This is a genomic window from Nocardiopsis sp. B62 (assembly GCF_018070675.1).
In the GTDB taxonomy this organism is placed as follows: Bacteria; Actinomycetota; Actinomycetes; order Streptosporangiales; family Streptosporangiaceae; genus Nocardiopsis; species Nocardiopsis prasina.
Map to the genome: position 1 here is coordinate 1 of NZ_JAGPXK010000031.1, position 23932 is coordinate 23932.

17 protein-coding genes are annotated in these 23932 nt (G+C 71.0%); 9 read left to right on the forward strand and 8 right to left on the reverse strand.

What is annotated here, in order from left to right:
• Positions 1-130: 130 nt before the first annotated feature.
• The gene (locus KBX21_RS23095) at positions 131-376 is read left to right on the forward strand and encodes a hypothetical protein (RefSeq protein ID WP_210843658.1); all 246 of its coding nucleotides are present in this window, start codon (positions 131-133) and stop codon (positions 374-376) included.
• Between the two features lie 215 nt (positions 377-591).
• On the opposite strand, the gene KBX21_RS23100 is transcribed toward KBX21_RS23095, so the two are convergent.
• A complete protein-coding gene (locus KBX21_RS23100) occupies positions 592-1395 on the reverse strand; it encodes a TIGR03089 family protein (protein ID WP_210843661.1) in 804 nt (267 codons plus the stop codon).
• Between the two features lie 111 nt (positions 1396-1506).
• Here KBX21_RS23100 and KBX21_RS23105 point away from each other — a divergent pair, with 111 nt between their 5' ends.
• From KBX21_RS23105 to KBX21_RS23115, 3 genes are read left to right on the forward strand one after another with little or no spacing between them, the layout of a single operon-like run.
• Entirely contained in the window at positions 1507-3567 is a 2061-nt protein-coding gene (locus KBX21_RS23105; RefSeq protein WP_210843663.1) for a hypothetical protein, read from the forward strand.
• A gap of 38 nt (positions 3568-3605) precedes the next feature.
• A complete protein-coding gene (locus KBX21_RS23110) occupies positions 3606-4541 on the forward strand; it encodes a glycosyltransferase family 2 protein (RefSeq protein WP_049572188.1) in 936 nt (311 codons plus the stop codon).
• The gene (locus KBX21_RS23115) at positions 4538-5650 is read left to right on the forward strand and encodes a glycosyltransferase family 4 protein (protein ID WP_210843665.1); all 1113 of its coding nucleotides are present in this window, start codon (positions 4538-4540) and stop codon (positions 5648-5650) included. Before KBX21_RS23110 ends, KBX21_RS23115 begins: the two co-directional genes overlap by 4 nt.
• Before the next feature lie 2 nt (positions 5651-5652).
• Here the strand turns inward: KBX21_RS23115 and KBX21_RS23120 are convergent, their stop codons facing one another.
• Both KBX21_RS23120 and KBX21_RS23125 read right to left on the reverse strand, forming a co-directional pair.
• Positions 5653-6369, reverse strand: coding sequence for a hypothetical protein (locus KBX21_RS23120; RefSeq protein ID WP_210843667.1), 717 nt, complete (start codon positions 6367-6369; stop codon positions 5653-5655).
• Positions 6370-6730: 361 nt separating this feature from the next.
• Entirely contained in the window at positions 6731-7789 is a 1059-nt protein-coding gene (locus KBX21_RS23125) for a lysylphosphatidylglycerol synthase domain-containing protein (protein ID WP_307869257.1), read from the reverse strand.
• A 118-nt stretch (positions 7790-7907) separates the two neighbouring features.
• Here KBX21_RS23125 and KBX21_RS23130 point away from each other — a divergent pair, with 118 nt between their 5' ends.
• Positions 7908-10535, forward strand: coding sequence for a bifunctional FO biosynthesis protein CofGH (locus tag KBX21_RS23130; protein ID WP_210843682.1), 2628 nt, complete (start codon positions 7908-7910; stop codon positions 10533-10535).
• Positions 10536-10699: 164 nt separating this feature from the next.
• Here KBX21_RS23130 and KBX21_RS23135 read toward each other — a convergent pair whose 3' ends face one another.
• The 5 genes from KBX21_RS23135 to cofD form a co-directional block, all read right to left on the reverse strand.
• On the reverse strand, positions 10700-10969 hold the full coding sequence (locus KBX21_RS23135; protein ID WP_210843683.1) for a hypothetical protein: 270 nt from the start codon (positions 10967-10969) through the stop codon (positions 10700-10702).
• A gap of 419 nt (positions 10970-11388) precedes the next feature.
• Positions 11389-12405, reverse strand: a complete 1017-nt coding sequence (locus KBX21_RS23140; protein WP_049572169.1) for a chitinase — start codon at positions 12403-12405, stop codon at positions 11389-11391.
• Positions 12406-12548: 143 nt separating this feature from the next.
• Positions 12549-14141: a Na+/H+ antiporter gene (locus KBX21_RS23145; RefSeq protein ID WP_210843685.1), complete on the reverse strand. Its 1593-nt coding sequence runs from the start codon at positions 14139-14141 to the stop codon at positions 12549-12551.
• A 90-nt stretch (positions 14142-14231) separates the two neighbouring features.
• Positions 14232-15575, reverse strand: coding sequence for a coenzyme F420-0:L-glutamate ligase (locus KBX21_RS23150; protein ID WP_247666209.1), 1344 nt, complete (start codon positions 15573-15575; stop codon positions 14232-14234).
• Positions 15572-16561: a 2-phospho-L-lactate transferase gene (gene cofD / locus KBX21_RS23155; protein ID WP_049572162.1), complete on the reverse strand. Its 990-nt coding sequence runs from the start codon at positions 16559-16561 to the stop codon at positions 15572-15574. Before cofD ends, KBX21_RS23150 begins: the two co-directional genes overlap by 4 nt.
• A gap of 244 nt (positions 16562-16805) precedes the next feature.
• Between cofD and KBX21_RS23160 the strand changes: the two genes are divergently transcribed.
• The 4 genes from KBX21_RS23160 (at position 16806) to KBX21_RS23175 (ending at position 23848) form a co-directional block, all read left to right on the forward strand.
• Positions 16806-18188, forward strand: coding sequence for a hypothetical protein (locus KBX21_RS23160; RefSeq protein WP_210843686.1), 1383 nt, complete (start codon positions 16806-16808; stop codon positions 18186-18188).
• A gap of 240 nt (positions 18189-18428) precedes the next feature.
• Entirely contained in the window at positions 18429-18716 is a 288-nt protein-coding gene (locus tag KBX21_RS23165) for a WhiB family transcriptional regulator (protein WP_014908913.1), read from the forward strand.
• Positions 18717-19021: 305 nt separating this feature from the next.
• Complete coding sequence (locus KBX21_RS23170; protein ID WP_049572151.1) at positions 19022-22345, forward strand: glycosyltransferase family 2 protein; 3324 nt, start codon at positions 19022-19024, stop codon at positions 22343-22345.
• Between the two features lie 3 nt (positions 22346-22348).
• On the forward strand, positions 22349-23848 hold the full coding sequence (locus KBX21_RS23175; RefSeq protein WP_210843689.1) for a DUF5719 family protein: 1500 nt from the start codon (positions 22349-22351) through the stop codon (positions 23846-23848).
• Positions 23849-23932: the final 84 nt, after the last annotated feature.

Here is a 23932-nt window from a genome sequence, read left to right on the forward strand (position 1 = left end):
CGCCTCGTCTGAGGCGGGGCACGGCGCCGCTGTCTGGTGAAGTCTCCCGATGTGCGGCTGGGGGCCTTAGCCGGAGTCTGTAACCAGCCGGGAGCAACAGCCCCGGCGGACACGGATCACCGAGGGGGACATGATGCACCCGGACTTCGCCGCACAGGCCGCCGACCTCTACCGGGCCGAGGCCGAACGGGCCGCCCGCGAGGAGCGTGCCGCACGCAGGGCCCAGAAAGAGGCGCGTGAGGCCGCACGGGTGAGGGCCCGCGCCGAGCGGGTGAGGGCCCGCGCCGAACGGGCCCGGGGCTCAGCGCCGGACGAACCGTCCCGCGCGGAGTCGCGCAGGAGCGCGGGCCGGTGGGTCCCCGCCCACGGGACGTAGGCGGGGACCTCATGGCACCCTGGCCGCGGTTCTTGGGTCACGCCGCGCTCGCGTTGCCAGGTCCCTCGCCGTACCGGTGGGGCTCGGAACGGCCCGGCCTGTGCGGGTACCCGCTGTCGCGCGGCTCCGCGGACCCGCCCAGCGGGCACCGGTGGGGGCGGCGGACGCTCGCACCGGTGACGGCCCGCCACCGGCCAGGCATCCGGAAGCCACGCCTAGAGCGAGACCCGGCGGAAGGGCAGGTCACCGACGGGCTCGGTGCCGTACAGCACGGACACGCCCTCCGCCCCCATCCGGTCCAGGAACCGCTGGAGGTCGCCCTCGGCCGGCGGTGGGGTCAGCAACAGGGGAACCCCGGAGGCGATCGCGGCGGTGAGCACGGACAGGTCCCCGCCGAACGCGTCCAGCGGGGCGTCGGGCGCCACGACCACCGCGAGCCGGTCCCGTTCGCCCAGTTCCCAGGCCTTGGCCAGCTCCTGTCCGGCAGTCACCACCTCGGCGCCGGTGAAGGTCCGCCCTGCGGACTCCAGAGCGGGCTCGGCGGCGTCCACCGGGTAGGCGGGGAAGTGGTCGCCGTGCCCGCGCACCTCCACGGTGTAGTCGGTGACCATCGGCGGGACATCGCGCAGCGGCAGGCCCAGCGGGTCCAGTGAAGTGCCCACGACCTCCTCGGCACCGCTGTCCTGCGCCGCCTCCAGACGGTCCGGACCGGCCACCATGACCTCGGGCGCCGCGCCGTCCTCGGAGAGCACCGCGGTGGCCCCCACCGACCAGCAGGACAGCACCCACGCCACTGACTGCCAGTGCGGCGGCAGGGCGAGCGTGATCCGGTCACCCGGTTGCGTGCCGAAACCGTCCACGAGCATGTTCGAGGTCTTGGACACCCAGTTGTCGAGAGTGGCCCGGGACAGTTCGATCCGGTCGCCGAGGTCGTCGTGGGAGGTCACGAACGGGCGTGAGGGATCGGAGGAGACGAGGGCGCGCCAGAGTCGCGCGGGAGAGTCGGACATGGCGCCCATGCTAGGTGCTCCCACCGGCCGCTCCAGCGGTCCCGAACCCCCTTTGTCACGGTCCCGCCATGGTTGGGGACGGAGTGTGCGTAGCGCGGGACGAAGTGCCAGAGTTGCTTCATGCGCCTGCTTCCCGGACGGCTCCTCGCCCGTGTGACCGCGCTCCCCGCGATCGCCCTCTCGGCCTGGCTCCTCGTCGCCTTCCCCCTGCTGGTCCTCGGCCAGTTCACCCCGCTGACCGGACTCGTCCTGGGGCTTCCCGCCGTGGTCGCGGCGTGCGCCCTGGTGCCGCGCCTGCTTCCGGACCCACCGGACGAGGAGGAGGTGCCCTGGTGGCCGGTGGCCGCGGTCCTGCTCATCACTGTGGCCTTCGCCGCGGTACAGATCGCGTACCACGCAGAGGCCCTGGTGATCCGGCGCGATCCGGCCTCGTACGCCATGTACACGGCCTGGATCGCGGAGAACGGCTTCCTGCCCATCCCGACGCAGGCCGAGCTCATCGCGGGGGACGACCCCGCGCTCAGCTACCAGAGCCTCGCCCACTACCAGCGTGACGACGTCATCTGGCCGCAGTTCATGGCCGGGGCGCCGCTGGTGCTGTCGGTCGGCTACTGGCTCGGCGGGCTGGACGGCATGCTGGTGGCCACGCCGGTGCTGGGCGCGCTGGGAGTGCTCACCTTCGCCGGGCTCACCGCCCGCCTGGTCGGCGCGCGCTGGGCTCCTCTGGCCGCCCTGATCCTGGCGGTGTGCCTGCCCCAGCAGTGGGTCAGCCGGTTCACCTACAGCGAGCCCCTCGCCCAGATCCTGCTCTTGGGCGGCATGGTGATCGCCTTCGACGCCCTGAGCAGCGGCCGTGCCCTCACTGACCGGTGGCGTGGCCCGCAGACACTGGCGTTGGTGGCCGGGCTGGTGTTCGGTCTCGGCGTGCTGGTGCGCATCGACGCCATCCGCGACCTCCTGCCGGTGGTGGGTTTCGTCGGCCTGCTGCTGGTCGCCCGGCGCGGGCAGGCGCTGCCCCTGCTCGCCGGGCTCAGCGTGGGCGTGGCCTACGGGCTGGTCGCCGGATACGGCTACTCGCTGCCGTACCTGGAGTACCTGTCCGACTCCATGAACCCCCTCCTGCTCATCAGCGCCGCCGTCATCGCCGCCACCGTCGCGCTCACCGCCGCCCTGTGGCGTTTCGGGCTGCCGCACACCGAACGGGTGCTCTGGCTGCCCAACGCGGTGGCGCTGGCCGCGCTGCTTGTCATGGTGGGTTTCGCCGTGCGCCCGTTGCTCTGGCCCGACTACGGGCACGGGAGTGACTTCACCGACCAGTGGGTGGCCTCGGTCCAGGAGATCGAGGGGCTGCCGATCGAGGGCAGCCGCACCTACTACGACATGAGCCTGTACTGGGTGGGCTGGTACGTGGGCCTCGGCGCCGTCCTGTTCGCCTCCCTGGGTGTGGCCCTGGTCCTGCGGCGCCTCACACAGCGGCGCGACCTCCAGTGGCTCCTGCCCGCCATGCTGCTCGTGTGGACGGTCACCACCACGCTGCTGCGCCCGGCCATCACCCCGGACCACCCCTGGGCCAGCAGGCGGCTGATCGTGCTGGTGATCCCCGCGTTCGTGCTGTTCGCGGTGTGGTTCCTGGCCTGGCTGACCCGCTACTGCGAGAACTCCGTGCGCCACTCCCGGACCACCTCGATGGTCCGCTCGCTCCCCGCCGTGGTGGCCGCCGGGGCTGCGGTCGCCCTCCTCGGGCCCGGGGTGGTCACCTCCGCGTGGGGGATCATGGGGTACCGGCAGGACGTGGGCACGGTGGCGGCGACGGAGGAACTCTGCGCGTCACTGCCACCCGACGCCTCGGTCGTCGTGGTTGACTCCGGGATGGCGGGCAACTACATGCCGCTGCTACGCAACGTCTGCGGTGTGCCCACAGCCGCCCTCGACGAGGCCTCCCCGGAGACCGTCGACAGGGTCGTGCGCGCCGTGCACCAACGGGGCCGCGACGCCGTTCTGGCCGCCTCGCACTGGGAGCAGCTCGACGAGCTCACCGACTCCGAGGTGGAGCCCGAACGGCACTTCCACGTCGTCGCCCAGATGGACCCGAGTACCCTCATGGAGCCCCCGACCGGACACTGGACCTTCAACGGCAGCGTGTGGACAGCCGTCCTGCCCGCCACGAACGATCCGGCGTGAGACCGCCCCCTCCCCCGACCACCCCGCTGAGAAGGACCATGAGCCACCCAGACGCCCAGGACCGAGCCCCGGAGCACGACGCCCCGCCGGTGAGGGTCACGATCGTCCTGCCCTGCTACAACGAGGAGGAGCACGTCGTCGACGAGATCAAACGGATCTCCTCGGCGATGGACGCCTCCGGGTACGGGTACGAACTGCTCGCCGTGGACGACGCCTCCACCGACGACACCCTGAGCCGCCTGCGCGAGGTGGAGGGGCTCTTCCCCCACATGAGGGTGGTCCCCTTCGGGCACAACGGCGGCGCGGGCACCGTGCGGCGGATCGGCAGCCAACGGGCGCGCGGCGAGTTCGTGGTGTGGACCGACGCCGACATGAGCTACCCCAACGAGCGCATCCCCGAGCTCGTCGCCATGCTGGACAGCGACCCCGAGATCGACCAGGTCGTGGGCGCGCGCACCCAGGAGATGGGGTCGCACAAGGCGCTGCGGGTCCCCGCCAAGTGGATGATCCGCAAGGTCGCCGAACGCCTCACCAACACCCGCATTCCCGACCTCAACTCCGGGCTCCGGGTGTTCCGTAGGGACGTGGCGCGCCCCTACCTGAGGCTGCTGCCGCCCGGGTTCTCCTGCGTCACCACCATCACGTTGGCCTTCCTGTCCAACCAGCACCCCCTCAGGTACGTGCCCATCGAGTACGCGAAGCGGGCGGGCACGTCCAAGTTCCACTTCGTGCGTGACGCCTACAGGTACATCCTCCAGGTGCTGCGCATGGTCATGTACTTCAACCCGCTCAAGGTCCTCATGCCGCCCGCCCTGTGGCTGCTGGGGATCGGTACGGCCAAGTTCGTCTACGACCAGATCCGCAACCCGCTCTACATGCCCAACAACACCGTCATGATCCTCATGGCCGGGCTGATCATCGCGGCGATCGCGCTCCTGGCCGACCTCATCGTGCGTTCGAGGGAGCACCCGTGACCGGACGGATCACCCTGGTGGGGCCCGCGCACCCCTACAAGGGCGGCGGGGCCCGGCACACCACCGAGCTCGCGCACCGGCTGAGCGCCCTCGGCCACGAGACGGGCATCGAGTCGTGGCGGGCGCAGTACCCGGCGGCGCTCTACCCGGGCACGCAGACCATCACGAACCCCGAGGGGGAGCCCTACCCGGACACCCGCCACGAACTGGCCTGGTACCGGCCGGACGGCTGGTGGCGCGCCGGGAGGCGGCTCGCGGACGAGAACGACCTGGTGGTGCTCACCCTCTTCTCGCCGGTGCAGGTCCCCGCCTACCTCGGCGTCCTCGCCGGGATCAGGTCGCGGCGGGGTTCGGGGACCCGTGTGGTGGCGCTGTGCCACAACGTCCTGCCGCACGAGCGCCGAGCAGTGGACGTCTCCCTGGTCCGGGCGCTGCTGCGTCGCGTGGACGGGGTCCTCACCCACTCGGCCGAACAGGCTCACCTCGCCGAGGGGCTGCTCGGTCCGGACCGACCGCGCCCCGTCGTCGCGGAGATGCCGCCGCACCTGCCCGAGACCGGGGCGGCGCCCGCCTCGGACGCCCCCGAGGAGAAGCGCAACCTGCTGTTCTTCGGGATCGTGCGCCCGTACAAGGGTGTGGACGTGTTGCTGCGCGCCCTGGCCGAAGGAGCGCCCGACGACGTCACCCTGACCGTGGCCGGTGAGTTCTGGGGAGGCTCCACGGAACTGGCCGATCTGACCAAGGAGCTGGGCCTGACCGGTCGGGTCCGGTTCCGTGAGGGGTACGTGCCCGCAGACGAGCTGCCCGGGCTGCTCGCGGAGGCCGACGCCCTGGTGCTGCCCTACCGTTCCGCGACGGCCACCCAGAACGTGTGGCTGGCACACGAGCACGGGCTGCCGGTGATCGCCACCCGGGCTGGCACCCTGGCCGACCACGTGCGCGACGGTGTGGACGGCCTGCTCTGCGAGCCGGGGGACACGGGCGACCTCGCCCGCGCGCTGGCCGCCTTCTACGAGCCGGGCGTGCCCGCGCGGCTCAGAGACGGTGTTCGGCCGGTGGAGGCCGAACCGTACTGGAGGGCCTACACCGACCGGCTGCTGTCGGCCTGACCTCAGGAGGCCCGGCGGCGCAGGTGGAGTACGGCGGGCACCAGGAGACAGACGGCGCCGAGCACGCCCACGCCCAGCACGATCCACGGCAGGTACTCGCGCAGGCCGGAGGCATCGTCGCCGGACGCGCGCTGTTCCTCCAACTCGTCCTCGGTGCCCACCTGGACGCTGCTCACCGGGGTCGCGGCGCTCACCGTGCAGTCGCCGAACCCGGGCAGGGTGAAGGTCTCTGTGGCCACACGCACCTCGTAGAAGCCCAGCGGGGGCTCCCAGTCCTCCCAGGCCAGGGTGGGCGGATCGTCGCCGGTGAGCAGCCTGCCGTCGCTGCCGGAGAGGCCGGCGGTGAGCGTTCCGGCCCGTTCGGCGGCCGCCGCCATGTCGTCGGCGCTGATCCCCGGGAGGGGCTCGGGGTTGGGCACCACGACGAGTTCGAGATTGGTCGTGGCCTCCTCGCCGGTCTCCTCCTCGGGCTCGAGTTCGGCGGCAAGGGACAGGGAGACCTCGGGCTGGCCGTCGGAGAAGCTGCTCACCACGGGGAAGAGCTGCCCGATCACGGTGAGAGTGCCGGAGCCCTGGTCGCAGGAGACGTCAGCGGGCCTGACGTAGGCGTGGGAGGGGCCTTCGGGGGAGGGTTCGGCCGCGCCGAGGGTGGCCGGTGCCAGCACAAGGGTCACGGCGAGGGCGGACAGGACACGTGGGAAGCGGGGGGCCCAGTTCATACGGCATGAGCATAGGCCGCACCCAAGCAAAAAAGAAGGTTTCTTTCCTGTTTTGTTGTGCGAGCGTCCGGGCGGCCGGGCGGGTTCGGGTTTCGCGCTCGCCCCACCCCCGATCGCCTGCCCGTGCCGGAGACCGGTTCGGCTCCGTACCTCTCGACGCAGAGGCTCGGTCGAGACCCGGGGCCTTCGAGCGCTCGCGAGCGAGTCAGCCCGGGCTCCGCGGACGACTCTGCTGCTTGAATCCCTGTTTCTCCTCAGAGCTGGAGCGGTGCGCGCCCTGGCGCTCGCGTGCCCGGGGGCGCGGCTCGGCTCGCTGGGCCAGGTTCGTCCCGGAAACACGGTCTGGCCCAGTGCACGCCTCTCAACGCTGGCGGCCCGGCCCGAGATCCTCTTCGGAGCCGGAGCCGGAGCCGGAGCCGGAGCCGGAGCCGGAGCCGGAGCCGGTACGCGCCCTCGTGTCTGGTTCCGGGCCCGTCCCCGATCCGGGGTCAGGCTCGGCCTGTGGGGGCTTGGACAACAGGAGCGACAATCCCGCCCAACCCACGTCCGCCACCGTCATCACCAGACGCGACAGCACCGCCACCACCAGGGCCGCGCCCGCGTCCACCACCGGGGCCAGTGCCACCACCAACACCACCTCGCGCACCCCCAGCCCCGCGGGCGCGAAGACCACCAGCAGGCCCAGGGTCCAGGCCAGCGCGTAGGCTCCCACCGCCGGACCCACCGATCTCAGCGCCTCGCCGCCCACGGCCCAGGTCAGCAACCACACGTGCGCGCCCAACGGCACCCACGCGACCAGGGTCCAGGCCACGGACGCCGCGACCGAACGCCCACCGATCACGAGCGGACCGGCGTCCGCCACCTCGCGGAACCGCGCGAACGGACGCGCGGCCAACCGCACTCCCCACCCCAACACCCTCGGGTGCAGGCAGGCCAACAGCACCGGCGCGGCCGCGAGTGCCCACCACCACCGTCGGGCCGCTTCGGCGGAGGACAACGGCAGGGCCACGGCCGCGACCGCCAGACTCACGGCCACCGTCACCGCGATCGCCAGCAAGGTGGCCGCCGCCCCGCGTGATCTCGGGACCCTCCAGTCGCGGGCCAGCTCCACCTGGGCGACGAACGCCCACACTGACCCCGGCAGGTACTTGCCGAGCTGGCCCACGAACATCACCCGGGCGGCAGCCGCCCTCGGCAACGGCGATCCCAGTCCGGCCAGGAGGGACCGCCACGCCATCATCTGCGCGGCGAGCCCCAGCATCCCGGCCAGGACCGCGGTGGGCAGCACCCAGAGGGGGAGTTCGGAGACGGCGGCCCGAGCCTGCGTCCAGTTGGCGTAGAGGGCGGCGGCCGCGCACGCGCACACCACCGCGAGCAGGGCCAAGCGCACCCAGGAGTTCCGTCGAAGCCGAGTCAGCACCCCCCAAGCCTATGCCGGGCGCGCGGGGCGCCCCCGGTTGTCCACAGGCCGGATCGGGGCCGCGGTCACCGGGTGGCGCCCGAGACCCGGTACCGCCGGACGCGTAGGCTGAGCCGTTATGAGTGGTGCGAACGACCCTGCCCCCATTCCCACACCGACGGCGTCCGCCATGCGTAGGGCCCTGGCCCGCGCCCGGGACGGCAAGACCCTCGACGTCACCGAGGCCGAGGTGCTGCTGCACGCCCGGGACGAGGACCTCGACCAACTCCTCGAGTACGCGGGACGGGCCCGTGACGCGGGCCTGGAGGCGGCGGGCCGTCCCGGCGTCATCACCTACAGCCGCAAGGTCTTCGTCCCCCTGACCCGCCTGTGCCGCGACCGCTGTCACTACTGCACCTTCGCCACGGTCCCCGGCCGACTCGACGCGCCCTTCATGTCCCCGGACGAGGTCCTGGAGATCGCCCGCGAGGGCGCCGCCATGGGCTGTAAGGAAGTCCTGATCACCCTGGGGGACCGCCCCGAGGACCGCTGGAAACAGGCCGCCGAGTGGCTCAACTCACGCGGCTACGACGACACCCTCTCCTACGTGCGCGCCATGGCGATCATGGTCCTGGAGGAGACCGGTCTGCTCCCGCACCTCAACCCCGGGGTGCTGACCTGGTCGGACCTGCAACGGCTCAAGCCCGTCGCCCCCTCCATGGGGATGATGCTGGAGACCACCTCCAGGCGGCTGTTCACCGAGAAGGGGCAGCCCCACTACGGCAGCCCCGACAAGGACCCCGTCGTACGGCTGCGCGCGCTGGAGGACGCGGGGCGTTCCAGCGTCCCCTTCACCACCGGCATCCTGCTCGGGATCGGCGAGACGGTCGCCGACCGAGCCGAGTCCATCTTCGCGATGCGCGGGGTCTCCCGCCGCTACGGCGGCGTCCAGGAGGTCATCGTGCAGAACTTCCGGGCCAAGCCGGACACCGCGATGATGCACCGCCCCGACGCCGAACGCGACATGATGGCCGCCACCATCGCCGTCACCCGCCTCGTCATGGGTCCCAAGGCGCACGTCCAGGCGCCGCCCAACCTCATCGGCGCGGACCAGGGCGGCGTGGACGAGTACGAGCTGATGATCCGCGCGGGCATCGACGACTGGGGCGGTGTCTCACCCCTCACCGCCGACCACGTCAACCCCGAGCGCCCCTGGCCGCAGATCGACGACCTCGCCGCCCGCACGGCCGCTCAGGGCTTCACCCTGCGTGAACGCCTCACCGTGTACCCGGAGTACATCCGGGCGGGCGAACCCTGGGTCGATCCGCGCCTGCGCGAGCACGTCCACGCGCTCGTGGACCCTGAGACCGGCCTGGCCCGCGAGGACGCGCCCCTGGTGGGCCGCCCCTGGCAGGAGCCCGAAGCGGTCCTGACCTCCTCCGGCCGCACCGACCTGCACACGGAGATCGACTCCGAGGGCCGTACCGGTGACCGGCGCGGCGACTTCGACGCGGTTTACGGCGACTGGGACGAACTCGCCCCCGGTGTGGACCGTGAGGGGGCCACACCCCGACGCCTGGACCCCGAGATCGCCGCCGCCCTACGCAGCGCCGAAAGCGACCCGGCCGGGCTCAGTGACGCCGAGGCGCTGGCCCTGCTGCACGCCGACGGTGACGCCCTGGACGCGCTCACCGACCTCGCCGACTTGGTCCGCCGCGACACCGTCGGCGACGACGTCACCTACGTCGTGACCAGGAACATCAACTTCACCAACGTCTGCTACACCGGCTGCCGGTTCTGCGCCTTCGCCCAGCGCCGCACCGACGCGGACGCCTACACGCTGTCCCTGGACCAGGTGGCCGACCGCGCCGAGGAGGCCTGGAAGGCCGGTGCCACCGAGGTGTGCATGCAGGGCGGTATCCACCCGGATCTTCCCGGGACCGCCTACTTCGACATCACCAGGGCCGTCCGCGAACGCGTCCCGGACATGCACGTCCACGCCTTCAGCCCGATGGAGGTGGTCAACGGCGCGGCCCGCACCAACCTGCCGGTGCGCGAGTGGCTGACCCGTGCCCGGGAGGCCGGACTGGGGTCCGTCCCGGGGACCGCGGCCGAGATCCTCGACGACGAGGTCCGGTGGGTGCTCACCAAGGGCAAACTCCCCGCCAGCGAGTGGATCGAGGTCATCACCAACGCCCACGACCTGGGCATTCCCACCACGTCCACGATGATGTACGGGCACGTGGACTCGCCTCACCACTGGGTGGCGCACATCAAGCTGCTGCGCTCACTCCAGGAACGGTCGATGGAGCGCAACGGCAGGCCCGGGTTCACGGAGTTCGTGCCGCTGCCGTTCGTGCACACCAACGCGCCGATCTACCTCGCCGGGCTCGCCCGCACGGGACCGACCGTGCGGGAGAACCGCGCGGTGCACGCGCTGGCCCGTCTCCTCCTGCACGGAAGCATCGACAACATCCAGGGCTCCTGGGTCAAGCTCGCAGAGGACACCTTCCGCCAGTTGCTGCGAGGCGGTGTCAACGACGTCGGCGGCACCCTCATGGAGGAGACCATCAGCCGCATGGCCGGTTCCGGCCAGGGCTCGTACAAGACGATCAGCGACATCAAGGCACTCGTCGAACCCACGGGCCGACCGGTCCGCCAGCGCACCACCACCTACGGGGCGGTCCCGGAGGAGCGCCGCCGCGTCGCCGAGGCCAGTGACGGGGTGGCGCCCAGCATCCTGCGCCCCCGGCTCCCCCTGGCCTGACCAGGAACGACCAAGGAGGGGCGGGACGCCGGGGGCTGGCGTCCCGCCCCTCCTCGGTCAGCCTCTGCGGCGTCCCAGCGCCGTGAGGACCGCACCGGCCACGGCCGTGTTGGGGGCGTCGGCCCACCACACGTCCGGGAAGGGACGTTGGGGGGAGGAGGGGGTCAGGCGTCAGCGATGTCCTTCTTGGCGGATCGGAGCATGCTCCCCGGGATCACCACGAGGCGTTCGTCGTTTCCGATTCTGAGGCCCTCCGGAAGCCGGTCGTGGAAGAGTTCGGTCGCGTCGCGACCCACCACCGCCACGTCGCCGTTGTCGAGCTCCCAGATCTCCGGGCAGTCGTCGTTGACCCGGCTCACCTCGAGTTCCGCTGCGGTCCTGCCCAGACGCCTCGCGAAGCGTGCTGAGGGGTCGACATCCCAGAGACGTTCCATGTGGTTCCTTTCAACGCTGGGGCAGGGATAAGCGTGCCCGTGAACTCCTGAGCCTCCCACAGGAACAGTTGGGAGAGTTTTTCCCGAGGGAAACCACGGGCCTCTGGTGGTGCGCCTCGAAGGCTCTGACCTGGGGTGAGGTGGGATTACGGGGAGGACTCGAACTGCACATGCTTCTGCGCGTGCATTTGTTCCGGAGTCTCATGATTTGTGTCCCCATCAGAGCTGGGGTATTTCCACTCTTACCAGGACCTGTGTGTCAGGTGGGTATTTCTCAGTTTTTGGGTCCGGGCACGAAGGAGGGGCGGGACGCCGGGGGGATGGCGTCCCGCCCCTTTTTCTCGGGGCGGCCCGTCGGGGATGGGAGTGAGGCGACGGGGCGCTGACCGCGGGGTGGGAGTGACCCCGCGGGGTCGGGGTTACTGGAGTCGCGCCGAGATGGTGTTCGCGAAGTCGTAGTTGTTGGTGGCGTCCCAGTTGATGGACCAGGTCATCACGCCGCCGATCTGCCCGTACGGGGTGTCGGGGGAGAAGGAGCCGCAGTCGCTGCCGGTCTCGAGGCAGTCCAGGGCGGAGACGATGCCGCTGGGCGCCAGGTAGCCGCCTCCGGCGGCGGAGGGGACGGCGGGCAGGCCCAGTCCGACCTGGTCGGGGCTCAGGCCCATCTCCAGCTGGATGCAGGCCAGCGCGGCGACGAAGTCGCTCGTGCCCTGCTGGTACACGCTGTCGTCACATCCGAGCATGGAGCCCGAGTTGTAGTACTGCATGTTCACGATGGTGAGGATGTCGGAGATGTTGCTGGCCAGCTGGTAGTACCCGGCGCTGGGGCTCTGGAAGTCGATGGTCTGGGGGGCCATCGCGATGATGAGCTCGGACCCGGCCTGGCCGCTGAGGTCCTGGAGGGCGCTCGTCATGTGCTCGGCGTCGATGCCGTGCTCCAGGTCGATGTCCACGCCGTCGAACCCGTAGTCCTGCATGAGTTCGTAGGTGGTGTCGGCGAAGTTCTGCGCCTGCGTGGGGTTGGTGACGTCCACGTGGCCGATCTCGCCGCCCACGGAGATGATCACCTTGCGGCCCTCGGCCTGGATGGCGGCGATGTCCTCACGGAACTCCGCGTCGGTGTAGCCGTTGAGCTCGTCGCTGGCCAGGTTGAAGGTGATGCCGCCGTCGAGCTCGGGGTGGTTGTCGGCGAAGGCGACCGCCACGAGGTTGTACTCGCTGGGGATGTCGGACAGCGGCATCACGGTGGAGCCGTTGTCGAAGTTGTGCCAGTAGCCGGTGAGCCACTGGCTGGTCTGTTGGGTCTCGACTGATTCGGGGGTGGTCGAGGCCTGTGCGGGTTCCGGGGCCAGTGCGCCGCCTGAGGTGACGAACGCGGTGGCCGCCGCGGCGAGGCCGCTGAGGATCGCGAGCCTGGTGTTCCGGGTGTTGAGCATGGGGAGTGCTCCTTTCGTCGAGCGGGGTGACGAAGGCGTGCTCTGTGAGCCGGTAATTGTTAGGAAACTTTAAAGTTACGGTCCGCGACAGTCAACGGAAATGGTTAGGAAAGTTTGTGGTTTTCTTGGGCACCCGGTACCAGTCACATTCCGTAGTGACCGCTCCCGCTGTCCCGAATGTCCAGGTCACGCGCGAGCTTCGTGAACACGTCGTAGTCGATGTCCCCCGAGCGGTACAGGGACATGAGGGAGTCACGGCGGGCCTGGTTGATCTGGGCCAGCGTCTCCTTGCGGTCCCGGGCGTCCTCCTTGACCTGGGCGAGGTCGGCCCCGTCCCCGTCCAGCAGCCCCTTCACGTGCCCGATCCGCTTGCTGAACCGATCGCGCATGGCGTCCGCTGACTTGTCGTCCAGATCACCCTCGGTGAGCATCTCGTCCACCTTGCGCACGGCCGCGCAGTCCATCTCGTACTCGGCGCGCAGGAACTCCTTGTGCCGGGTGCCCTCGTCGGTCAGTCCCAACTTGCGCAGCAGCCACGGAAGTGTCGTGCCCTGACCCACGAGCGTGCCCATCACCACAACGCCGGCGATGAAGATCAGCGCGCCCCGCTCGGTGAACTCCTGCCCTTGCAGGGTCGCGGGCAACGACAACGCGATGGCCAGGGACACGGCCCCGCGCATCCCGCTCCAGCCGATCGCCACGCGCTCACGGAAACTCGACACGTCCAGCCGGGATTTCGTCAGGAAGCGTTGCACTGAGGTCAGGAACAACATCAGCACCATGCGCAACACCATCGCGGTGACCATCACCACCAGCGCCACCGCCAGTAGTTGGACGAACGCGAAGTTCTCCCGCACCGCCCGCACCACCGAGTCCAGCTGCAACCCCAGAAGCACGAACAGCATCGCCTCCAACAGGCTCACGAGGGTGCTCCAGACGGTCTGGCCGCTCACCCTCACCCGGGGCGGCAGCAGCCCCTCACCGTGGGTGCCCAGGTAGAACCCGGCCACCACGGCCGACAGCACCCCGGAGAACCCCGCCATCTCGGAGGGGATGTAGGCCACGAAGGGGGTGATGAGCACGGTCATCAACTGGAGGGAGGGGTCCTGGATCCGACTGCGTCCCCACGCGATCACCACCGCGACCACGACGCCGTAGAGAAGTCCGCCCAGCACCACCTTGCCCAGCTCCAGGAAGGCGTCCCCCGGCGTGAGCGGGCGCATCATGGCGGTGATCGCCAGACTGAACAGCGTCAGCGCGACCCCGTCGTTGATCAGGGACTCACCCTCGAGGATGGTCAGCACCCGGCGCGGGGTACCGGCCCTCTTGAGGATCGCCGAGGCCGCCACCGCGTCGGTCGGGGCGATCGCCGCGCCCAGCGCGATCGCGGCGGGCCAGCCCGCGTCAGGGATCAGCAGGTGGATGACGGCGGCCAGACCGAACGCCGTCGCCAGCGTCATCCCCACCGACATCACGATGATGGGCCGCGCCAGGTCCCGCATGTCCCTGGGCGAGGAGAAGAAGGCCGCGTTGTAGATCAGCGGTGGCAGGAACACCAGGAGGATGACCTCCGGTGCGATGGACATCGAGTTCATCCACGGCACCACCCCGAGGAGCATGCCGAGCATCACCAGCACCACCGCGCCCGGAATCCTGATCCGCCCGGCGACCAGCTGGCCCACGATGACCGCGACCACCACGACCAGCGTGGCGATCACGTAGTGCTCGACGGACATACCGGCTCCCTCCGACGGCCCAGCCCCCGCCCCAGCATGCCGGGGCGGGGACGGGCCGCGACGGAGGACGCGCCGCCGACGACCTCGGGGTCAGCGCACCACCATGAAGGCGTCCGGGTCCCGGGGCGGCCGGTCCTTGGGCGCCTCGGCCGCGTAGCCCACGGCGACCGCGCCCATCGGACGCCAGTCCTCGGGCACCTCCAGGACCTCGCGCACCACGTCGGCGCAGAACATCGTGGAGGAGATCCACGCCGAGCCCAGGCCCTCCATGGCCAGGCCCACCAGCAGGCTCTGCACCCCCGCGCCCATGGCCACCAGGAACATCGACCGCTCGGCATCGGCGCGACGCTCGTCCGGATACGGGTGGGCCCCGTCCGCGACCAGGAACGGCACCACCAGGCTGGGCGCGCCACGCAGCACGTCGCCGCGCCTGGTCCGCCTCGCGATCTGCTCCTCCGTGAACCCGTCGCCGCGCAGGTCCTCCACCCAGGCCCGGAGCATCGCGTCGAGCAGCCGCTCACGGGTCTCCGCGGACTCCACCAGGACGAACCGCCAGGGAGTGGTGTGGTGCGGCGCCGGGGCGGTCACGGCGGTGGCCACCGCACGGCGCACCAGGGCCGGGTCCACCGGCTGTTCGGTGAAGGAGCGCACGGTCCGCCGGGCCGCCACCACGTCCCGGGAGCCGTAACGGAACAGGTCGTCGTCGGCGGGGCGGATCAGTTCCGCCGCCCCGGGGCCGTCCTCCTCGGTGACCAGGTCGCCCAGGCCCGAGACCACGGCCACCGGCACCCCGGAGGTCTTGCCCTTGACCAGCTCACCGGCGGCGGCGACCTCGTCGGCCACCGCGTTGATCGTGGCCTCCATGACGTTGCCCTGGGAGTCGGTGGTGCCGCGCAGGTCCTGGACCGCCGTGATCCCGGCCGCGCCGATGGCCACGTCGGTCTGGCCCATCCGCCACGGGCGGCCGAACGTGTCCGAGACCACCACGCCCACGCGCACGCCCAGGAGTTCGGCCAGGCGGGCCCGCAGGGCGCGCGCCGAGGCGTCGGAGTCCTCGGGCAGCAACAGCACGGTGCCGGGAGCGACGTTCGAGGCGTCCACTCCGGCGGCGGCCATGACCAGGCCCGACCGGTGCTGCACGATCCGGATGTGGCCCATCCGCGCCACCACCCGCTCGGTCTCGGCGTCGATCGCCGCCTCCCGGTCGTCACCCGGTTGGGAACGCCCCTCGGCCTTGCTCACGATCTTGGAGGTGACCACCAGGACGTCGCCGTCCACCAGCGGTTGGCCGGAAGCGGCCACGGCGTCGGCGACCAGCGCGGCGAGGTCGTCGCCCGCGCTCACCTCGGGGATTCCGGCAAGCCCGCGGACCCGCAGCTCACCCACCCTGGGTTGGGCCTCGTGGTCGCTCTCGGAGCGCGTTTGGACGGTCAACGGCCCTGCTCCCCTCGCGCGGACAGCTCCACGGCCAGGTCCACGGCGGCACGGGCGAGCGCCTCGGTGGACTCCGGGTCGCTCATGTACAGCGGGCGCGACCGCACCTCCACACCGTCCACCTTGGTGTCGGCGTCGGCCTCGTCCACCAGCCAGCCGTCCAGGAGGTCGGAGCCGAGGTGGTCGGCGACCGCGCCCGCGCTGGTCTCCACGCCGATGGCGCTGAGGCAGGCGTCCGCCATCCCGCGCACGGGGGCGCCACCGATGATCGGAGAGACGCCCACCACGGTCTTGCCCACCATGGCCTCACGAATGCCCTCGATGTTGAGGATGGAGCCCACGCTCACCACGGGGTTGGACGGCGGGATGATCACCGCGTCGGCGTTGCGGATGGCGCGGACCACGCCGGGGGCGGGCTTGGCCTTCTCGGCACCCATGCTGATGATCTGCTCGGCGGGCAGCGCGGCCCGGTGCCTGATCCACCACTCCTGGAAGTGGATGGCCCGTCGGCCCTCCTCGTCGTTGACGATCACGTGTGTCTCGACCTGGTCGTCGGTCATCGGGATGAGCCGTACTCCCGGCTGCCAGCGGTCGCACAGGGCCGTGGTGATGGCGGAGAGCGGGTACCCGGCGGCAATCATCTGGGCCCGGACGATGTGGGTGGCGGTGTCGCGGTCACCCAGCCCGAACCAGGTGGGCTTCATGCCGTAGGCCGCCAGTTCCTCCTTGACCGTGAAGGTCTCGTCGGTACGGCCCCAGCCCTGCTCCTCGTTGATCCCGCCGCCGAGGGTGTACATGACGGTGTCCAGATCCGGGCAGATCCGGAGACCGAAGAGGGTGATGTCGTCACCGGTGTTGCCGATGACGGTGATCTGGTGGTCTGTGGCCTGGTCGGACTCGGTCGCGGCGTCGATTCCCAGGGTGGCCTTGAGGCCACGGAGGAAGCGCGCGCCGCCGATACCGCCAGCCGGTACGACTATCCGCATGCGCCCAAGTCTGGCAGGCTGGGGGCGAGTATGGGTCGTCTGCCCCTGCGTGGGTACGATCCAGCGTGACCCTTCCGGTACCGACGGTGTGTGAACCATCGGACGGTGGTCGCCATCCCACTTCATCGGCCCCGCGCTCGCTGTCCCCATGCCTCTCGAGCGCGCCTTGGCCGATCCACCCAACAGCCCGACGATTGCCAAGCTTCCTCCGACGCGACGGCGAAGCAGCAGAGGGGAACCTCTCTTGAACAACGAAACACTCGACCGCCTGCGCCTGCCCGGGGCCTGGGTCCTGCTCGGCGCCCTGGGCGTCCACATGCTCGCCGGGCTCATCTCGGTGATCATCGGCTCCAGCGCATCACCGCAGTCCAGCTTCGCCGGAGCGATGGTGGCGAACGGTGGCGACTTCTTCGGATTCACCGTCACGCTCCTGCTCGTGGTCGTGGTCGGCCTGGTACTGACCAGCGAGCGGACCCGCCCCAACTCCTTCCCTGTGATCCTGACCTCGATGATCCTGGTCGGTGTCGGTCTGCTCTTCTGGCTGATCGCCCTGATCAGCGGCTTCATCGATATTCCGCCGGGTGCTGGCGGCATCGTCTTCGCCGGGTTCCTGGGCCGCGCGGCCCAGGGTGCGGTGCTGGGCTTCTTCGGGTTCTACCTGATCAAGATCTTCAACGACCCCACCGTGGTGCCCCGGGCGCAGCCGCAGCAGCAGATGTACAACCAGCAGCCGTTCCCGCCCGCGACCGGTGCGCAGCAGTCCTTCGCCCCGGCGGGCTACCCGTCCACCGACCCGGCCGCCGCCCAGCAGGCCTACGGTTATGACGCCGCCGCCCAGCAGCAGGCCGCGTACGGCCAGGACGCCGCTGCCCAGCAGCAGGCCTACGGTTACGACGCCGCTGCCCAGCAGCAGGCGGCCTATGGTTACGACGCCTCGGGTCAGCAGGCGGCCTATGGTCAGGACGCTGCCGCTCAGCAGCAGGCGTACGGGACCGGCGCCCAGCAGGCTTATGGTCAGGACGCCGCTGCCCAGCAGCAGGCCGCCTACGGCTATGACGCCTCGGGTCAGCAGGCGGCCTATGGTCAGGACGCTGCCGCTCAGCAGCAGGCGTACGGGACCGGCGCCCAGCAGGCCTACGGTTACGACGCCGCCGCCCAGCAGCAGGCCGCCTACGGCCAGGACCCCGCCGCCCAGCAGGCCTACGGCTACGACACCTCCGGCCAGCCGCAGGCGTACAACTACGACGCCTCCGGTCAGCAGGCCGCCTACGGCCAGGACGCTGCCGCTCAGCAGCAGGCGTACGGGACCGGCGCCCAGCAGTCCTACGGCCAGGCCTACGACCCCTCGCAGTACGCGCCGCAGCCCGCCGTGGATCAGCAGGCCCAGGACGCCATCGCCAACGGCTGGTACCAGGACCAGGGTCAGCAGGGGCAGGAAGCCCAGGCCGACCCCGGAGTTGAACCATTCTTTAACTCCGGCGAGAACAATGGGTCGGATGCGGCCGACCAGAGCGGCGGCACCTACGGCAGCCAGTACGGTTCCGGCTCCGGATACGGCTCTGACCAGCAAGGACAGGGCGGAACCGACGGTCAGCAGAACTGGTACGGCACCGACGGTCAGCGCTGAACCGACTCGGTTCGCCACGCTCTCCACGCCTTGGGAAGGTACGTGAATTGCGTGGTAATCCACAAGACGGACATCGCGGGCCTGCCGTTGGAGGTGGGTTACATGATATTCAGTGGATTACCACGCAGTGCGCTTGACTCACAGTGATGCGCGCGCGTGTAATTCCAATGTGGGATTTTCGCCCGACCCGGGGGACGAAAAGGGTCGGGTACATCTATTGGGGGGCAACAGGAGGTGCGCATGAGCGAGGTCATCCCGCTGGCGCACGGCTCGGACGAAGATCTGGGCTGGCAGGAACGTGCCCTGTGCGCGCAGACCGACCCGGAGGCGTTCTTCCCCGAGAAGGGCGGCTCGACCCGGGAGGCTAAGAAGGTCTGCCAGTCGTGCGAGGTACGTGCGGAGTGCCTGGAATACGCGCTGGAGCACGACGAGCGCTTCGGCATCTGGGGGGGACTCTCCGAGCGCGAGCGCCGAAGGCTGAAGAAGGCCGCCGGGGGAGATTTCGATTTCCTGGCGGACATGCTGTAGGGGTACGCGTCACGGCGCGTCCGGGCCACGAGCCCGGGCGCGCCTTTTTCATGGTCCATACCCTTCGGGCCCTTGGACAGGATTGGTCCGACAGGTCCGCTGAGTGTCGAATGCGCCACTATGGGAGACCCTCACGCCCCCGACCAAAATGATCCGTAATGGTGCGGGGTGGCGTATCGTGATGTCCCGCGTTCGCGTCCGCGAACCGCCCCGGCGCGCACAGGCGCCCACCGACCGCCCCGGTCGGCACACCCCGGGCCCGCGCACGGGCCCGCCCCTTCTCCCGGAGAGAACCGACCACAGCCGTGCTTGACCTGGATTCCGCCCGCCACGTCGTCACCGCGGTCATCGTGTCCCACGACGGCTCACGATGGCTGCCGGAAACCCTGTCCGCGCTCCGTGCCCAGACCCGCGCCGTACAGCGGGTCGTGGCCGCCGACACGGGCAGCACCGACGGCAGCCCCGACGTCCTCGCCGACCACCTCCCGGCCGACGCCGTCATCGACCTGCCCGCCCGCACCGGCTACGGCGACGCCGTCAAGGCCGCGCTGGACCTGCCCAGGTCCACCACCGAGGTGCACGGGTTCGAGGACGACGCCACGGAGTGGATCTGGCTGATCCACGACGACCTCACCCCGGAGAAGGACGCCCTCGAACACCTGCTCGCCGCAGCCGAACAGGACCCCCGCAGCGCGGTCCTCGGGCCCAAGCTCCGCGACTGGTTCGACCGCCGCCTCCTCGTGGAGGCGGGCGTGACCATCGACGGCGCGGGCCGCCGCGAGACCGGCCTCGAACAGCGCGAGTTCGACCACGGGCAGCACGACGGCACCCGCCAGGTCCTGGCCGTCTCCAGCGCGGGCATGCTGGTTCGCCGCGACGTGTGGGAACGCCTCGGCGGGTTCGACCCAGCGCTGCCGCTGTTCCGCGACGACATCGACTTCTGCTGGCGTGTGGGCGGGGCCGGGCTCCGGGTGCGCCTGGTCACCGACGCCGTCGCCTACCACGCGGAGGCCTCCGCCCGCCGCCGCAGGCGGATCACCGCCACCCGCAACCACCCCCGCCGTGTGGACCGCAGGCACGCCGTGTTCGTGCTGCTCGCCAACCTGCCCGTCGGCGGCATGGTGTTCGCGTTGCTGCGCAACTCCGTCGGCTCGCTGCTGCGCGTGGTCATGTACCTGCTCATCAAACAACCGGCCAACGCGCTGGACGAGGCGGCCGCGATCACCCTCGTCTACGGCAGGCCGTTCCGCCTGGCCCGGGCCCGGTTCCGTCGCCGCCGCGACCGCCGCCGCACCTACAGCGCCATCCGCCCGTTCCTGGCCCGGGGTGTGGCCATGCGGCAGTTCGCCGACGCGGTCACCGGCATCCTCACCGGGGAACGGATGACCGACACCGCAGGGCGCCACCAGGCGGTGACCGCGCCACCGGGTGAGGAGGACGACGGCCCCGCCGACGACTCCACGTCCTTCCTGCGGCGCGTGGTCCTCCAACCGGGGGTCCTGCTCGTCATCGGCCTCACAGTGGTGACGATCATCGCCGAACGCTCCCTCCTCCTCGGCGGGATGCTCGCGGGCGGGGCGCTGCCGCCGGTCACCGGTAACGCCCTCGACCTGTGGAACCTCTATCTGGCGGGACACCCGGACAGCGGCGTGGGCTCCGCCGGGGCCGTCCCGCCCTACGTCGGGTTCCTCGCGCTGCTGTCCACCCTCACCTTCGGCCAGCCGTGGATCGCCGTCATGGTGATCCTCCTCGGGTGCGTCCCACTGGCCGGACTCACCTCCTACCTACTCGCACGCGAGGTGCTGCGCTTCCGCCCGGCACGCCTGTGGATGGCGGGAGCCTACGCCCTGCTCCCCATGGCCACCGGAGCCGTCGCGCAGGGCAGGCTGGGCACCGCCCTCGTCCACGCGCTGCTGCCGATCCTCGGACTGCTGCTGGTCCGCCTGGTCTCGATGCCGCCCAAACCCTCGCGCAGGGCAGCCTGGGGGCTGGGCCTCGCGCTCACAGTGGCCACCGCGTTCGTGCCCATCGTCTGGCTGCTGTGCCTGGTCACGGGGGTGCTGGTCGCGTTCGCCTTCGGGCACCTCGGCCGCCGGATCTTCGTCAGCGTGGCCATCAGCCTGGGCACGCCCGCCGTGCTCCTCATGCCCTGGACCCTCGAACTCCTGCGGCACCCCAGCCTGTGGCTGCTGGAGGCGGGGCTGCACCGGCCCGAGCTGTCCAACCCCGGGGCGACCCCCACCGAACTGCTCATGCTGTCTCCGGGAGGCCCCGGAACGCCCCCGTTCTGGGTCACCGCCGGGTTCATCGCCGCCGCGCTGTGCTCCCTGTTGCTGCTGCGCAACCGCATGCTGGTCGCGGCGGGTTGGAGCCTGGCCCTGTTCGGGATGCTCGTCGCCGTCCTGACCAGCCGGATCGTCATCGAGCCCTACTTCGGTGGCCCGCCCGCGCAGGTCTGGCCCGGCGTCGCCCTGTCCTTCGCCTCCACCGCCGTCCTCCTGACGGCCGCCACCGCAGCCCGCGCCTTCGGGAACATGATCCGCCACGGAGGCCTGCGGAGGTACTTCGCGCTGGCCGTGGCCCTGCTCGCGCTGGCCACGCCGGTCTCGGCCGCCGCCCTGTGGATGTGGGAGGGAGTGGACGGGCCGGTCACCGCGAACGCGCCCCGCGCCGTGCCCGGGGCCCTGGAGAGCGTGAGCTCCGATGGCACCGAACCCCGCACGGTCATCGTCACCCCCGCCGAGGACGGCAGCGTCGACTACGTGGTGGTCCGGGGGCGCGAGCCCCGGCTGGGGGAGGAGCGCATCGTGCCCGAACCGGCCAACCGCGCCGCTATGGACCAGGCCGTCGCCGAACTCGCGGCCGGCCAGGGCAGCGACCAGCTGGTCTCCCTGCTCGACCACGGTATCCAGTACGTGCTCTACCCCCGGCCGGAGCTCGGCGGGCCCGCCGACGCGACCATGGTCGACACCCTCGACGGCACCCCGGGGCTCGGCAGGCAGTCGTTGTCCAACCAGTACGGTCTCTGGCGGATCGCCGAACCCACCGGCGCGCTGCGCGTGGTCTCCGAGGACGGTCTCGAGGCCGAGGCCCTCCGGGTGGAGGGCCCCGCCGACCACCTCACCGCCGAGATCGGTGGGGGCCACACCGGCCGCAGCCTCGCCCTCGCCGAACCCGCCGACGGCGGATGGCGGGCCACGCTGGACGGCGCCGACCTCACCCCCGTCGAGACCGAGAACGGGACGCAGGCCTGGGCCCTTCCGGTGCAGGGCGGCGAACTCCGGGTGTGGCACACCGACCTCGTGCACACCGCCTGGCGGATCACCCAGGGGGTGCTGCTGCTGATCGTGGCGGTGCTCGCGGCCCCGGGCGTGCGCACGGAGGAGGAGCGCCGACTCATCGAGGCCACCCCGATGCCCCGGCCCCGTCGTCCCCGCCGCTCGGGGAGGTCCCGCCGCGCGGCTCCGGAGAACGCGAACGTCCCGGAGGAGAACCCGGAACCCGACCCGGGGCCGACCACCACCGGATCCATCCCGGTCGTCCGAGGCAAGCGCCGGGGGACGAGGGGTACACGAAGGGCCGGAACCCGCCGGGCCTCCGTAAGGCGCCGCACCGAGGACGAGGGGTAGGACATGCGACTGATCGTGGAGAACCGGTTCGCCCTGTTCGGGCTGGTCGCGTTGGCGCTGCTCGCCCTGTTCGGGGTGGCGTTCGTGATCCGGCCGGTCAACGCCGAGCTCGGCGTTTCCGAGCCCGACACCGTCCGCCCGGACCTGGCTGCACGGGTCTGTCCGGCGCCACACGAGTCGTCCGACGACGCAGACAGCTCGGTGGCGGCCTTCGCGCCCCGGGTCAGCCGCGACGACGAGGGCGAGCTGTGGGCCGTCCCCCTGGCCGAGGTGGACGAGGGCGGCGCCGACACCGAGACGCTCGGCGAGGAGCTCACCGAACCCGGCCGCGTCTGGCGCACCGACACCGGGGACGCCACCCAGCCCACCGCCCTGCACGCCGAGGGCTCCCTCGCGTCCGGGCTGGACTCGGCGCAGACCACCGTCTCCGACGACGCCATCACCGAGGTCCGCTGCGCCGCGCCGTCGATCGGCACCTGGTTCGCCCTGCCCGGCGCCGACGACCCCGACGACGTCGACCTGGAGACCCTCACCGTGTACCTGGCCAACCCGGAGGACTTCCGGGCGACGGTCAGCGTCGACATCTACACCATGGAGGGCCCCTCCTACTCCTCGGAGAGCAGGGGCATCCACCTCGGGCCGGGGGAGTCGACCGAGCTCGACGTCACCGAGCTCATCCAGAACACCGGTTCCCTCGGCGTCCACGTGCGCACCAGCACCGGCCGCGTCGCGGCATCGCTGCTCGCCGAACACTCATCCGGCAGCGGCGACTGGGTCCCGCCCACCCGCTCTCCCGACGAAGAACAGGTGATCCCCGGAGTGCCCGGGGGAGAGGGGACCCGCCGCCTGTTCGTGGCCGCCCCCGGCGACGAGCCCGTCGAAGCCCGCGTGCGTGTGGTGACCGAGGAACCCAACGTCACAGACGAGGAGCACCTCGTCCTGAACGTCCCCCCGGCCGCGTCCGCCTGGCTGACCCTGGAGAGCGCCCTCTCCGAGGCCCCCGGAACCGTCGTCGTCGAGGCCGACGGTCCCGTCGTGGCCGGGGTGATCGCTGAGGCCGTCGACGGCAGGAAGGTCGTCGAGACCGCCTACACGGCCGCCGTCGACCCCCTCACCGGGCCCCTCGACACCACCGCTGTCATCCCGGACATGCCCGAGGACACCGACATGGAACTGGTCCTGGGCGCCCTCGACGAGGACGCCAGAGTCGTGGCCACCCCGATCGCCGCCGACGGGAGCATGGGCGACGCCGTCCGCGCCGAGGTCGCCGCCGGGACCACCCACGTCCTGGGCACCGACACCGACGGCTGGGGAGTCCCCTCGGGAGCCGACCCCGAGGACGGCTACGCGGTCCGCCTGGAGCTGTTGGAGGGCTCCGGCCCGGTCTACGCCGCCCGCGTGCTGCGCTCAGGGGATGCCCTCAGTGTCCTGCCCGTCACCCCCGCGCCGGTGTTGGTCCAACTCCCCGTCGTCCGGGACAGCGTGACCGGCATCGTCCCCTGATCCTGCCTTCTCCGAAACCACTCAAAGCACGGAAACACTCTCGGGGTCGACCCTTTCACGGTCGGCCCCGAGTCTTCCATTCGT

Coding starts and splice junctions, on each gene's coding strand:
- KBX21_RS23100 (WP_210843661.1), bottom strand. CDS start 1,395: ATGGGCGCCATGTCCGACTCTCCCGCGCGACTCTGGCGCGCCCTCGTC.
- cofD (WP_049572162.1), bottom strand. CDS start 16,561: ATGCGGATAGTCGTACCGGCTGGCGGTATCGGCGGCGCGCGCTTCCTC.
- KBX21_RS23135 (WP_210843683.1), bottom strand. CDS start 10,969: ATGGAACGTCTCTGGGATGTCGACCCCTCAGCACGCTTCGCGAGGCGT.
- KBX21_RS23095 (WP_210843658.1), top strand. CDS start 131: ATGATGCACCCGGACTTCGCCGCACAGGCCGCCGACCTCTACCGGGCC.
- KBX21_RS23175 (WP_210843689.1), top strand. CDS start 22,349: ATGCGACTGATCGTGGAGAACCGGTTCGCCCTGTTCGGGCTGGTCGCG.
- KBX21_RS23105 (WP_210843663.1), top strand. CDS start 1,507: ATGCGCCTGCTTCCCGGACGGCTCCTCGCCCGTGTGACCGCGCTCCCC.
- KBX21_RS23165 (WP_014908913.1), top strand. CDS start 18,429: ATGAGCGAGGTCATCCCGCTGGCGCACGGCTCGGACGAAGATCTGGGC.
- KBX21_RS23110 (WP_049572188.1), top strand. CDS start 3,606: ATGAGCCACCCAGACGCCCAGGACCGAGCCCCGGAGCACGACGCCCCG.
- KBX21_RS23130 (WP_210843682.1), top strand. CDS start 7,908: ATGAGTGGTGCGAACGACCCTGCCCCCATTCCCACACCGACGGCGTCC.
- KBX21_RS23140 (WP_049572169.1), bottom strand. CDS start 12,405: ATGCTCAACACCCGGAACACCAGGCTCGCGATCCTCAGCGGCCTCGCC.
- KBX21_RS23145 (WP_210843685.1), bottom strand. CDS start 14,141: ATGTCCGTCGAGCACTACGTGATCGCCACGCTGGTCGTGGTGGTCGCG.
- KBX21_RS23120 (WP_210843667.1), bottom strand. CDS start 6,369: ATGAACTGGGCCCCCCGCTTCCCACGTGTCCTGTCCGCCCTCGCCGTG.